Below are 12,379 nucleotides of genomic sequence, written 5' to 3' on the forward strand. Positions count from 1 at the left end.
GGAGAATTTGACGCCGGGTCTGGGCGGCCGAAAGCATACCGGCGGACCGGTGGCGACCCGCGCCGCCGGACGCGGGGGGACGACAGTCGATGGCGACAGCAACCAACCCGTCGGCGGCGCTGACCCGACGCTCCGTCCTGGCCCTGGGGGCGAGCAGCCTGCTGCTGGGCGCGTGCGGCCAGGAGCCGCCGGGCGACCCGGGCAGCGCCGCGCCGGACGGGCCGGAGCTGCTGATCGGGGCCAGCCTGGAGTTGACCGGCCGGGGGGCCGCGCTCGGGGTGCTCCAGGAGCGGGCGCTGCGGATCACCGTGGAGCAGCTCGACGCCGACGGCGTCCCGGTCGGCGACCACCGCCGCCGCGTCCGCGTCGACGTGCGGGACAACACCGGCGACGCCCGGGTGGCCAGCCAGCACGCCGCCGAGTTCGCCGCCCGGGAGGACGTCTGCGCGATGCTCGGTGGCACTCTCGCCGAGACCTCGACGGCCATCGCCGAGACGGCCCAGCAGCAGCGGATCCCGTTCCTCTCGCTGGCTTCGGGCGACGGGATCGTCCAGCCCACCGCCGGGCGGACGTACGTCTACAAGCTCACCCCGGACGCGGACGACGTCGCCCGGCGGCTCGCCGAACTGGTCCGCGACCAGGGCCTGCGCCAGGTCGCCCTGCTCGCCTCGGACGGGCTGCACGGCCGTTCCGGCCGGCAGGCGATGCGGGCCGCGCTGCGCGCCGCCGACGTCGGGCTGAGCCGTACCGGGGCGTTGCCGGCGACCGGCCTCGACGTCGCCGCCGCCGTACGCCGGCTGACCGCCGACGCGGACCGGCCCGACGGCGTGGTGGTCTGGGCGGGTTCGCCGGACGCCGCCTCCGCCGCCCGGGAGCTGCGCCGCAGCGGGTACGACGGCCCGCTCTTCTTCGACGCCACGGCGGTCACCGAGGAGACGTTGGACAACCGGAACGTGACCACCATGGAGGGCGCGTACGTGGTGCACCCGGCCTGCCTGGACGAGTCCACGCTCACCAACACCACGACGGCCGCCCTGGCCCGGCGGGACTTCGTGTTCCGGTACATCGAGCGGCACGGCGCCTTCAGCGGCTTCGCCCCGTACGCCTCGGACGCGGTCCGTCTCGTGGCGGACGCCGCCGGGCTGGCCCGCAGCGCCGACCGGGGCCGGCTCCGGGCGTTCCTGGAGCAGCAGGTGACCGAGGGCATCGCCGGGGCGTACGCCTTCTCGCCCGAGCGGCACGGCGGCATGGAACAGGACTCGTTGGGCGTCTACACGGTCAGCCGGGGCGACTGGACGCGGGTGTCCTGACCCGGGGGCCCGGCGGGACCTTCGACGCCGGAGCGGGCCGCTGAGCGGGGTGGGCGCGACCGGTGGTCCGCCGGATCGGCGGCGCCCCGGGCGGCGGGACCGGTGCGGGGGGCGGCAGCGGGGGGCGACGGCGGGACACGGGGCAGCGCCCGGTGTCAGCCGACGGCCGGCACCGGGCGTGACGCGGCCCGGGTCAGGCCGGTGCGACGGCGCGCGAGCGACGCATGGTGAGCACGTACTCGACCAGCGAGATCAGCACGTGCTTGGTCGACTCCCGGTTCCGGGCGTCGCAGGCCACCACCGGGATCTCCGGGGAGATCGCGAGCGCGTCCCGGACGTCCTGCGGGTCGTGGTACTGCATGCCGTCGAAGCAGTTGATGGCCACCAGGTACGGCAGCCGCCGGTGCTCGAAGAAGTCGATCGCCGCGAAGCAGTCGGCCAGCCGACGGGTGTCGACGAGCACCACCGCCCCGATCGCGCCCCGGACGAGTTCGTCCCACATGAACCAGAACCGCGTCTGACCCGGGGTACCGAAGAGGTACAGGATCAGGTCCCGGTCGATCGAGATCCGGCCGAAGTCCATCGCCACGGTGGTCGTCATCTTGCCCGGCACCTGCCGGGTGTCGTCGACGCCCACACCGGCGGAGGTCATGATGGCCTCGGTGGTCAGCGGCGTGATCTCCGAGACCGAGCCGACGAGCGTCGTCTTCCCGACGCCGAACCCACCGGCAATAACGATCTTCGCCGAGGTCACACGCCCGCTCGGGGTCGGCGGGCGGCGGGTCATGTCAGAGCCTGCGAAGTCCACTCAGCACCCTCTCCAGCAGTTCAGTGCCCACCGCGTCGTCCGAGTCGTCCAGGATGGTCGGCTCGTGGACCGCGACCAGGCCGTCCGTCGCCATGTCGGCGATGAGCACCCGGGCCACGCCGAGCGGAAGCTGCATCCGCGCCGCGATCTCGGCGAGTGACTGCACGCGTCCGTCACACAGCGCGGCGATGTATTGGTGTTCCCGACCCTGGCCGCTGTTGCCACCGGCGGTGGCCCGGCCCCGCACCGTCGTCTCGACCAGCGCCTCCAGGGCGATGTCCAGCCGGGGGCGGGTACGACCACGGGTCACAGCGTATGGCCGGACCAACGCTCCGGTCGGTTCGTCACGATCGACCATGTCGCCGCTCACCTCCCTCGTACCCGGCACCGGCCGGACCCGGTGGCTCTCGTCGTCCCTGTCGTTGTTGTCGTGCCGACCTGATGGTCAGCGCGCGGGTCAACCCAGCATTCCCGCGGCCGCGCGCGGCTGCGGGGTCAGGGCGTCACCGACCCGGTCCACCAGCAGTGCCATCTCGTACCCGACCTGCCCCACGTCACAGCTGCGGGCGGCCAGCACGGCGAAGGACGAGCCGTCCGAGATGGACATCAGGAACAGGAAGCCGTTGTCCATCTCGACCACTGTCTGGAGCACCGCACCGCCCTCGAAGCAGCGCGCCGCGCCCTGGGTCAGGCTGACCAGCCCCGAGGCGATCGCGGCCAACTGGTCGGCCCGGTCCCGCGGAAGGTCTCGTGACGACGCGAGGAGCAGGCCGTCGGCGGAGACGGCGACCGCATGCGCGACACCGGGCACCCGATCGGCGAAGTTGGCCAGCAGCCAACCGAGATCCTGCGTAGTAGTCATCCTTGTTGCTCCTTCTGCCCGCTCCCGGCCGCTGGGCCTGAGCCAGACTGCGAGGATTGCTGCCCTCCCGGAGGCGCCTCCGGGTTGGTGGGGTTGCCGTCGGACGGATTGCTCCGCCCGCGTTGCACCCCTCGATGGTAGGCGGAGAGCAGACCGCGTACGGCTTCCGGTGTCCGCCGTTGCACCGACGTGGTCGGCTTCTCCACGGCACCCGGCACGAGCTGCGCCATCGGGGTCCGCTTGGGCAGGCCGGTCTGGGTGGTGCCCGCGATCGGCGCCTCGGTGGCCGCCGTGGCCGCGCGCCAACCGTCGTCGGCGGCGGTACGCCAGCCGCCATGCTGGCCTGCGGTACGTCCGGCGAAGGCGCCCCCGTTCGCGGGGGGTACGTCGTCGCCCGTCGTGCCGGCGGCCGTCGGGGAGTCAGACATCGGTGCGTTACCTGTAGGTCGGGCGGCGGTCTGCTGAGCGGTCCGACCGTTGGCCTCGACCACCGCGAACTGCTGGGTCGCGTCGGTGCTGCCCGCTGCGGGTCGGGCGGCACCGGCCGACTCCTCGGGGCCGGAACGGCGGGTACGGAACCACGCCGACTCCAGCTCCCGGAAGATCGGCAGCTCCATCGTCTCATCCGCGTACGGCTTGCGGTTCTGCTGGGCAGGGGGGCGGCTCTGCAGCGGCGGCACGGCCGGGGCCGGGGCCGGGGCGGCCGGTGGGCTCTGGGCACCGGTACGCGGCACCCGGGGCAGCTCGGTGGTCATGTCCAGGGCTGCGGCCAGCCGCTCGGGCACCGGCGGGGTGGCCGCCTCCCGCTCCGCGCCCGGCACCGGCGGCCAGACCGGCGGCCCGGAGCCGACCGGACCGGCTCGGGTCGGCAGGGCCGGGCTCTCCGGGGCGTACCGGTTGTCGCCCGTCGCGGTGCCGACCGGACCGGCCACCGGGGAGACCGGCTGACCGGAGACCGGGACACCGGAGACCGGCTGACCCGAGACGGGGGCACCGGAGACCGGCTGACCCGAGACCGGGGCCGCCGAGACCGGCACGCCGGAGACCGGCGGCGGGGCGTACCCGTAGACCTCCGGGCTGCGGGACTGCTGGCGCGGGACGGCCGGCGGCGACTGGCTGTTGCCGATCGGGTCCCCGTCCCCGCCGGCCCGGCGCTGCGGCAGCGGGTCGGTGAACTGGCCGGGGGCGCCGCCGCGGGGCGCGGCGGGGTCGGGGCCGGGGGCCCCGGTGGCGCCGGTCAGGTCGGACCAGGCGGGCATGGGGCGCCCGGGACCGGCCGGGACCGGGGCGCCGTTGCGCGGGGCCGGCTCGACGCGGCCCCCGAGCGCCATCTGGTTGCCCGAGCCACCGGTCCGCTGCGCCGGCACCGGGTTGGCCGGGCCGCCGGTCCGCTGCGCCGGGCCGGCCCCGAAGGCGGCGGTCGGGCCGGGGGCCGGCGGCAGCGCGGCCGGCTGCGGACCGCCCGCCGAGGCCGGCAGCGCGGGCAGCCCCTGCCGCCCGGAGAGCGCCCGGGGCACCAGCACGGAGGTGGGCAGGGTGACGTCGGCGACGGTCCCCCGGTCGACGCCGGGGCGCAGCTCGACCCGGACCCCGTGCCGGGAGGCGAGCCGGGCGACCACGACCAGACCCATCATCCGGGAGACGGCCACGTCCACCTGGGGTGGCGTGGCGAGCCGCTCGTTGAGGTCGAGGAGCTGCTCCCGGCTGATGCCGATGCCCCGGTCCTCCACGTACAGCGAGGCCTGCTCACCGACCCGGCGGGCCTCCACCATGACCTGGGAGTCCGGCGGGGAGAAGGCGGTCGCGTTGTCGAACAGCTCGGCGACCAGGTGCACCAGGTCGTTGACCGCGTGCGCGGCGACCTCGATGTCCCGGTCGATCACGCCGAACTCGATCCGGGTGTAGTGCTCCACCTCGGACTGCGCCGCGCGGAGCACGTCGATCAGCGCGGCCGGCTCCCGCTGCACCCGGGTGGAGTCGGCCCCGGCGAGGACCAGCAGGTTCTCGTCGTTGCGGCGCATCCGGGTGGCCAGGTGGTCGAGCTGGAACAGCTCGGCGAGCCGGTCCGGGTCCTCCTCGCCGCGCTCCAGCCGGTCCAGGTGACCGATCAGGCGGTCGACCAGGATCTGCGAGCGGCGGGCCAGGTTGACGAACATCGTGGCGACCGAGGCCCGCAGCGCGGCCTGCTCGGCGGCGGTCCGGACGGCCTCCAGGTGGACCGCGTTGAACGCCTCGGTCACCTGGCCGAACTCGTCCCGGCTGCGCACCGGCAGCGGCTCGGCGATCTGGTTCGCGAGCTGCGCCGGGGAGAGCTGGCCGGTGACCTGCGGGTCGCGCAGTCGGGACACCGCGTGCGGCAGGCCGTACTGGGCGACGTTGAGCGCGCCCTGACGCAGCTCGCGCAGGGAGCGGGCCATCGACCGGGCGACCAGGTACGCGAAGAGGATCGCCAGCAGCAGCATGCTCAGCAGCAGGCCGGTCTCCAGGAAGACCTGCCGCTGCACGTCGGAGCGGATCGCGTCGGCCTGGCGCACCACGTCCCCGTCGAGCTTCGCCTCGACGGTACGGATCAGCGCGGCGTTCGCGGTCATCGCCGCGTCCCACTGGTCCGCGCCGAACGGGGCGCCGGCCATGCTGTCCGTGCTGTTGCTCTTGATCCAGCCGTTGTACTTGTCCGCCTCGCGCCGGTCCGGGCCGGCGACGGTCTGGGTGTAGAACTCCTCTTCGGACTGGTTCGCGACCGTGAAGAAGCTCTCCAGGAACTGCTGCTGGCCGGTACCGGTGGCGATGTAGTCCTCGCGCAGCGCCGGGGTGAGCGCCTGCTGGATCAGGGCCCGGTGCACCACCACCCGCCGCTTCGACAGCCACTCCTTGGACTGGGCGGTGGCGGCGGCGGCCCGCATCCGCTCACCGAGGTCGTTGTCCCCGGCGAGTTGGGCGGCGGAGTCCCGGATGTCGAGCAGGTCCTTGATCAGCACCTCGTACGAGCGGACCGCGTCGGTCAGCTTGAGCCGGCCGTTGAAGACCTGGCTGCGGGTGCCGGGCAGGTCGGTGAGGTTCTGGTCGATCCGGTCGAGCAGGCCCTCCAGGTTGGCCGGCAGGTCGCCGACCTCGGCGCGCTGCCGGGAGTACGGCACCTTCGCCCTGTCGACCTGCTGGTTGACCCGGTTGTACGCCTCCCGGTACTGCTCCTTGGGCTGGCCGCTGGCGGCGCCGAGCAGCAGGACGGCGGAGGTGCGCTCGTCCTGGAGCGAGTTGACCAGGTCGCCCGAGTACCCGGTGAGGTTGGCGAGGTCACCGGCGCGGTTGGCGTTGTTGAGCGTGTCCAGGTGGTCGATGAGACCACTCGTGCCGACGACCACCGTGGCGATGGTCGGCACGATCATGATCAGACCGAGCTTGGACCAGATCGGCATGTCGCGCAGGCGCCCGGTGGGACGCAACCGCGACAGGAACGAGCCCCCCGCCTTTGGTCGTTTGCTCACGTCACCGCCCTCGCGATCACAACTTTCGCGCACTACCCCGGGCACCGCCCAGCAGCCGACCCGGCGGGTCGGACCTTCGAGATTCCATCACGCCGCCCCCTCAAAGAGAAAGCCCAGGCTGGCCCTTACGCGCGGTGTGATGAGATGTTGATGCAATTTGATCGCAATCCGTCTGTCCGGAGTCACCTAAAGTAATGGAACACCTTCGTCGCGTTGTCCTGCTCGCTGGCCCGTCCGGCTCCGGAAAGTCGTACATAGCGCGGCAAACAGGACTTCCTGTCCTCTGCCTGGACGACTTCTACAAGGATGGCGATGACCCTACGTTGCCATGGCGAAACGGGCGGGTCGACTGGGATTCCCCCGACTCGTGGAACGCCGCCGCAGCGGTGGAAACAATTGCCCGTCTGGTCCGGGACGGCAAGGCCGACGTGCCGGTTTATGCGATCGGCGCGGACCGTCAGGTGGACACCCGGACACTGGACCTCACCGGATCGTCGTTTTTCGTGGCCGAAGGTATCTTCGCCGCCGAGATCGTCGCGGAATGCCGTCGTCGGGGCCTGCTCGCCGGGGCGTACGCGCTGCGCCGGCCCCGGGGCGCGACCTTCCTGCGCCGGCTCGCCCGCGACCTCGCCGAGCAGCGCAAGGCCCCCCGGGTACTGCTCCGTCGGGGCGTCGCGCTGCTGCGCGCCGAGCCGGCCGTGCTGCGCCGGCAGACCGGCCTGGGCGCGGAGGCGGCCCGCGCCAGCGAGGTGCTCCGGCGGGTCGCCCACCTGCTCACCGGGCACCCGGCCCCGCCCGCCACGGACGACCTGCCGGGCCGGGGCCGGTGACGGGCCGGGTCAGGCCCCGGCGAGCCGGCGGGCGTACGCCGGCTTGATCACCTCGTCGATGATCCGCAGCCGCTCGTCGAACGGGATGAACGCGCTCTTCATCGCGTTGATGGTGAACCACTGCAACTCCCGCCAGCCGTAGCCGAAGGCGTCGACCAGCAGGGCCATCTCGCGGGACATCGAGGTCCCGCTCATCAGCCGGTTGTCGGTGTTCACCGTCACCCGGAACCGCAGGTCCCGCAGCAGCCCGATCGGGTGCTCGGCGATCGACGGGGCGGCCCCGGTCTGCACGTTCGACGACGGGCACAGCTCCAGCGGGATCCGCTTGTCCCGCACGTACGCGGCCAGCCGGCCGAGGACCGGCGGCTCACCCGGGGTGATGTCGTCGACGATGCGGACGCCGTGACCGAGCCGGTCCGCGCCGCACCACTGGATCGCCTGCCAGATCGACGGCAGCCCGAACGCCTCCCCGGCGTGGATGGTGAAGTGGAAGTTCTCCCGCTGGAGGTACTCGAAGGCGTCCAGGTGCCGGGTGGGCGGGAACCCGGCCTCGGCGCCGGCGATGTCGAAGCCGACCACGCCCGCGTCCCGGTGCCGGACCGCCAACTCGGCGATCTCCTGCGAGCGGGCGGCGTGCCGCATCGCGGTGAGCAGGGTGCCGACCCGGATCGGGGTGCCCGCCTCGGCCGCCGCCGCGCTGCCCTCGGCGAAGCCGGCCAGCACCGCCTCGACCACCCCGTCCAGGGTGAGGTCCCGCTCCAGGTGCTGCTCGGGGGCGAACCGCACCTCGGCGTAGACCACCCCGTCGGCGGCCAGGTCCAGCGCGCACTCGGCGGCCACCCGACGCAGCGCCGACGCGGTCTGCATCACGGCGACGGTGTGCGCGAACGTCTCCAGGTACCGCTCCAGCGAGCCGGAGTTGGCCGCCTCGACGAACCACCGCCCCAACGCCTGCGGGTCGGTGGTGGGCAGTTCGTGGCCGACCTCGGCGGCCAGTCCGACGACCGTCGCCGGTCGCAGGCCGCCGTCGAGGTGGTCGTGCAGCAGCGCCTTGGGAACCTGGACGATGTCCTCGTACGAGATAGCGGCCATGGGCAGACCCTAGTCAGCCCCGCCCGGCCAGTCGACGCGGCCACACCGTGCCGGCCGGCGCAACTGCGGCTGCGAGGATGTCCGGGATGGATCCGCACGTCGTCGCCCGCCTCCGCTGCCCGGTCTGCGCCGACCCGCTCGCCGAGGTCGACACCGGGCCGGCCCGGTCCCTGCGCTGCCCGCGCCGGCACAGCTTCGACGTGGCCCGGCAGGGCTACGTCAACCTCCTCACCGGCCGGGCCCCGCACGTCGGGGACACCGCCGAGATGGTGGCCGCCCGGACGGAGTTCCTGGCCGCCGGCCACTACGACCCGATCTCCGCCGCGCTGGCCGACGCCGCGCGACGCGCCACCGCCACGCTCGGCACCACCGACGCGCCCCGCACCACCGACGCACTCGGTGCCCCGGCCACCGACGCGCCCCGCGCCCGGGGCGGCGGGTCGGCGTACCCGTTGGTGGTGGACGCCGGGGGCGGGACCGGCCGGCACCTCGCGGCGGTGCTGGCGGCGTTGCCCGAGGCCGTGGGGTTGACCCTGGACGTGTCGAAGCCGGCGCTGCGCCGCGCCGCGAAGGCCCATCCCCGGGCGGCGGCGGCGCTGGCCGACACCTGGCAGCGGCTGCCGCTCGCCGACGCCTCGGTCGCGGTGCTGCTCAACGTCTTCGCCCCGCGCAACGGCGCGGAGTTCCGCCGGGTGCTCGACCCGGGCGGGACGCTGCTGGTGGCGACCCCGGCCGACGACCATCTCACCGAACTGGTCGACACCCTCGGCCTGCTCCGGGTGGACCCGGCCAAGGCGGACCGGGTCGCCGGCAGCCTGGCCGGTCACTTCGCCGAGGTGGACGCCACGGTGCTGCGCAGCCGGCTGGCGCTGAGCCGGGCCGAGGTCGGCACCCTGGTCGGGATGGGCCCCAGCGCCTGGCACGCCGACCCGGACCGGCTGGCCGCGCGGGTCGCCGCGCTGGCCGAGCCGGTCCCGGTGACCCTGGCCGTCCGCGTGGGCGTGCACCGCCCCCGCTGACCGGGGCGGGCTCAGGTGGAGAGGTCGACCTCTTCCCAGCCGGGCGGTTCGTCGTGGTACGGGCCGCGCAGGACCACCGCCCACTCCAGCGCCCAGCGCCGCTGCCCGATCGCGTTCGCGTCGACCGCCCCGGGCAGCACCCGACCGGCCTCCTCCAGCTCCAGGTAGGCCCAGTCCAGGCAGTAGTGCAGGTCGAGCAGGGCCGCCGCGTCGGCCGGGTGCTGCGGGACGGCGAGGACCCGGCCCCGCCACTCGTCGAAGGTCTCGCCCCGGGAGATCTGCGGCAGCCGGTCCACCAGCCGTTCGTCCACCGGCAGGCGCGGATCGAGCTGCTTGCTCAGGCCCAGCACCCAGGCCAGCGAGAAGAGCGCGTCGTGGTGCAGCACGAAGGAGCGGTGGTCCCCCCGGCCGCCCACCACGAACTGCCACTCCGGCGGGGTGAGCATCTCCACCAGTTTCGAGCCGAGCAGCCAGCCCATCGCCGCGTCCGGCGGCATCCCGAAACAGCGGGCCAGGATCAGGTGCAGCACCGCGATCCGCGCCTCGATCTCACCGGTGGGACGCAGCTCGATCTCGTCGCCGGGCTCCCAGACGAGCGGGAAGGTGCCCGGTGGCCGGGGCAACCCCAGCCGGTCCAGCTCCTCCAGGCTCGCCTCACGCACGGCCCGCGGATCGGGGGCGAGTACGGTCACTGCTGAAGACCCCTGTCTGACGTCGTACCGGTGCCGCTCACTCCCCCCTGGGCAGGGAGGATAGCCGCCTCCGGTGACCGCGCGGACGCCGCCCCGCTCAGCCGATCCGCTCGATGACCAGCGGCGCGACCTGCGGCGGCGTGGCCGAGACGCGGACCGCGCGGGACGCCTCGGCGAGCGCGGCGGGAATCCGCTGGGCGTGGTCGGCGCGCAGCTCGAACAGCGGCTCACCGGCGCGCACCTGGTCACCGGGGCGCTTGTGCAGCACCACCCCGGCGGCGGCGCTGACCGGGTCCTCCTTGCGGGCCCGGCCCGCGCCGAGCCGCCACGCGCTCACCCCGATGGCGTACGCGTCCACCTCGGCGACGTACCCGTCGGTGTCGGCCAGCACGACCTCCACCTCGTTCGCGGTGGCCAGCGGCGCGTCCGGGTCGCCGCCCTGGGCCCGGACCATCGACCGCCAGGTGTCCATCGCCCGGCCGTCGGCGAGCGCGGCGGCCGGGTCGGCGTCGGGCAGGCCGGCGGCGGCGAGCATCTCCCGGGCCAGCGCGAGGGTCAGCTCCACCACGTCGGCGGGGCCCCCGCCGGCCAGCACCTCGACCGACTCGGCGACCTCGACGGCGTTGCCGACGGCCCGCCCGAGCGGGGTGGACATGTCGGTGAGCAGGGCGACCGTGCGCACCCCGTGCGCGCCGCCCAGCTCCACCATGGTCCGGGCCAGCTCGCGGGCGTCCGCGACGGACTTCATGAACGCCCCGGAGCCGACCTTGACGTCGAGCACCAGCGCCCCGGTCCCCTCGGCGATCTTCTTGCTCATGATCGAGGAGGCGATCAGCGGGATCGCCTCGACGGTGCCGGTGACGTCGCGCAACGCGTACAGCTTGCGGTCGGCGGGGGCGAGGCCCGAGCCGGCGGCGCAGATCACCGCGCCGACGTCGCGGAGCTGGGCGAGGAACTCGTCGTTGCTCAGCGCGGCCCGCCAGCCGGGGATCGACTCCAGCTTGTCCAGGGTGCCGCCGGTGTGCCCGAGGCCGCGCCCGGACAACTGCGGGACCGCGCCGCCGCAGGCCGCGACGAGCGGCGTGAGCGGCAGCGTGATCTTGTCACCGACCCCGCCGGTGGAGTGCTTGTCCACGGTCGGCCGGGAGACCCCCGACAGGTCCAGCCGCTCGCCGCTGGCGATCATCGCGGCGGTCCACCGGGCGATCTCCGGGGCGGTCATGCCGTTGAGCAGGATCGCCATCGCCAGCGCCGACATCTGCTCGTCGGCGACCAGACCCTTGGTGTACGCGTCGACCACCCAGTCGATCTGCCCGTCGGTCAGCACCCCCCGGTCCCGCTTGGTGCGGATCACGTCAACGGCGGTGAACGCGCTCATCAGTTGTCCTCACTCCAGTCGTTTGCGGGGCACCAGCGGGGCCACCGGTCGTCGCGGGGCACCGGCCACTGGTCACCGGCCGTGGTCACCGGCCGCCGGGCTCAGCCCGCCCAGCGGGTCGGGATCTCCAGCGGCGGGTCGCCCTCGCCGGCCCAGAAGATGGTGCCCGACGCGTCGACCACCACCACCCGGGGCGTCCGGGCCAGCCCCCAGGTGATCGCCTCGGCCGGCTCGTCCCAGCTCGGGCCCTCCTCCAGCACCCCGGTCTCGGCCCCCTCGGTGTCCCCGGCGGACCGCTCCCAGTACGCCGTCCAGACCTGCTGGCCGGCGGAGAGGTCGGGGTGGACGAAGACGGTGCCCCGGCCCCGCCAGGCGGCCAGCCGGTCCGGCACCACCGGCACCGGGCGTTCCCCGGTGACCGCCTCCAGGTCGGCCACGTCGAAGGCGTGCGGCAGCAGCTCCGCCATCCGCAGCGGGCCGCCCCTCGCCTCGATCAGGCACTCCGGCCCGCCCTGCTCCCAGAGCAGTTGCCGGCACCGGCCGCAGGGCATCAGCGGCTCACCGGTGGCGTCGACGCAGGAGAGCGCGACCAGCCGGCCACCCCCGGTGGCGTGCAGCGAGGAGACCACGCCGCACTCGGCGCAGAGCACCACCCCGTACGCGGCGTTCTCGACGTTGCAGCCCACCACGATCCGGCCGTCGTCGACCAGGGCCGCCGCCCCGACCGGGAACTTCGAGTACGGCACGTACGCGTGCCGCATCACCTCGGTGGCGGCGGCGCGCAGTCGCTCCCAGTCGATCTCGGTCACCCCTCCATTCTGCCCACTCCCGCCGATCATCGGGAGTACGGGTGTGGGGCACGCGCCGAGGCTCGTCGCCGGGACGCGCGGCGGGCCGTACCCG

Annotated in this window: 11 protein-coding genes; 3 read left to right on the forward strand and 8 right to left on the reverse strand. The window is 74.2% G+C overall.

The window, feature by feature from the left end; translation table 11 throughout:
* The first annotated feature begins 89 nt into the window (after nt 1-89).
* Nucleotides 90-1,310: an ABC transporter substrate-binding protein gene (locus tag ACQUFX_RS20450; RefSeq protein ID WP_428961957.1), complete on the forward strand. Its 1,221-nt coding sequence runs from the start codon at nt 90-92 to the stop codon at nt 1,308-1,310.
* Nucleotides 1,311-1,503: 193 nt separating this feature from the next.
* On the opposite strand, the gene ACQUFX_RS20455 is transcribed toward ACQUFX_RS20450, so the two are convergent.
* From ACQUFX_RS20455 to ACQUFX_RS20470, 4 genes are all read right to left on the reverse strand, one after another.
* Entirely contained in the window at nt 1,504-2,097 is a 594-nt protein-coding gene (locus ACQUFX_RS20455) for a GTP-binding protein (RefSeq protein WP_350897903.1), read from the reverse strand.
* Between the two features lies 1 nt (nt 2,098).
* Nucleotides 2,099-2,476, reverse strand: a complete 378-nt coding sequence (locus ACQUFX_RS20460) for a DUF742 domain-containing protein (RefSeq protein WP_067370435.1) — start codon at nt 2,474-2,476, stop codon at nt 2,099-2,101.
* 99 nt (nt 2,477-2,575) lie between these two features.
* Entirely contained in the window at nt 2,576-2,980 is a 405-nt protein-coding gene (locus ACQUFX_RS20465) for a roadblock/LC7 domain-containing protein (protein WP_067370442.1), read from the reverse strand.
* Nucleotides 2,977-6,465: a sensor histidine kinase gene (locus ACQUFX_RS20470; RefSeq protein WP_428961958.1), complete on the reverse strand. Its 3,489-nt coding sequence runs from the start codon at nt 6,463-6,465 to the stop codon at nt 2,977-2,979. The genes ACQUFX_RS20465 and ACQUFX_RS20470 overlap by 4 nt, the downstream gene beginning before the upstream one ends.
* Before the next feature lie 503 nt (nt 6,466-6,968).
* Between ACQUFX_RS20470 and ACQUFX_RS20475 the strand changes: the two genes are divergently transcribed.
* On the forward strand, nt 6,969-7,295 hold the full coding sequence (locus ACQUFX_RS20475) for a hypothetical protein (protein ID WP_428961959.1): 327 nt from the start codon (nt 6,969-6,971) through the stop codon (nt 7,293-7,295).
* A gap of 9 nt (nt 7,296-7,304) precedes the next feature.
* On the opposite strand, the gene ACQUFX_RS20480 is transcribed toward ACQUFX_RS20475, so the two are convergent.
* The gene (locus tag ACQUFX_RS20480; protein ID WP_428961960.1) at nt 7,305-8,387 is read right to left on the reverse strand and encodes an adenosine deaminase; all 1,083 of its coding nucleotides are present in this window, start codon (nt 8,385-8,387) and stop codon (nt 7,305-7,307) included.
* A gap of 86 nt (nt 8,388-8,473) precedes the next feature.
* On the opposite strand from ACQUFX_RS20480, the gene ACQUFX_RS20485 reads away from it, so the two are divergent.
* Nucleotides 8,474-9,406, forward strand: a complete 933-nt coding sequence (locus ACQUFX_RS20485) for a putative RNA methyltransferase (RefSeq protein WP_428961961.1) — start codon at nt 8,474-8,476, stop codon at nt 9,404-9,406.
* 11 nt (nt 9,407-9,417) lie between these two features.
* On the opposite strand, the gene ACQUFX_RS20490 is transcribed toward ACQUFX_RS20485, so the two are convergent.
* The 3 genes from ACQUFX_RS20490 to ACQUFX_RS20500 form a co-directional block, all read right to left on the reverse strand.
* The gene (locus ACQUFX_RS20490) at nt 9,418-10,098 is read right to left on the reverse strand and encodes a DUF4272 domain-containing protein (RefSeq protein ID WP_067368999.1); all 681 of its coding nucleotides are present in this window, start codon (nt 10,096-10,098) and stop codon (nt 9,418-9,420) included.
* Between the two features lie 97 nt (nt 10,099-10,195).
* On the reverse strand, nt 10,196-11,476 hold the full coding sequence (locus ACQUFX_RS20495) for a thymidine phosphorylase (RefSeq protein ID WP_428961962.1): 1,281 nt from the start codon (nt 11,474-11,476) through the stop codon (nt 10,196-10,198).
* Nucleotides 11,477-11,577: 101 nt separating this feature from the next.
* Nucleotides 11,578-12,315: a cytidine deaminase gene (locus ACQUFX_RS20500; protein WP_067368994.1), complete on the reverse strand. Its 738-nt coding sequence runs from the start codon at nt 12,313-12,315 to the stop codon at nt 11,578-11,580.
* Nucleotides 12,316-12,379 lie beyond the last annotated feature (64 nt).

Origin of the sequence: Micromonospora fluostatini (assembly GCF_050410825.1) — a bacterium.
In the GTDB taxonomy this organism is placed as follows: Bacteria; Actinomycetota; Actinomycetes; order Mycobacteriales; family Micromonosporaceae; genus Micromonospora; species Micromonospora rosaria.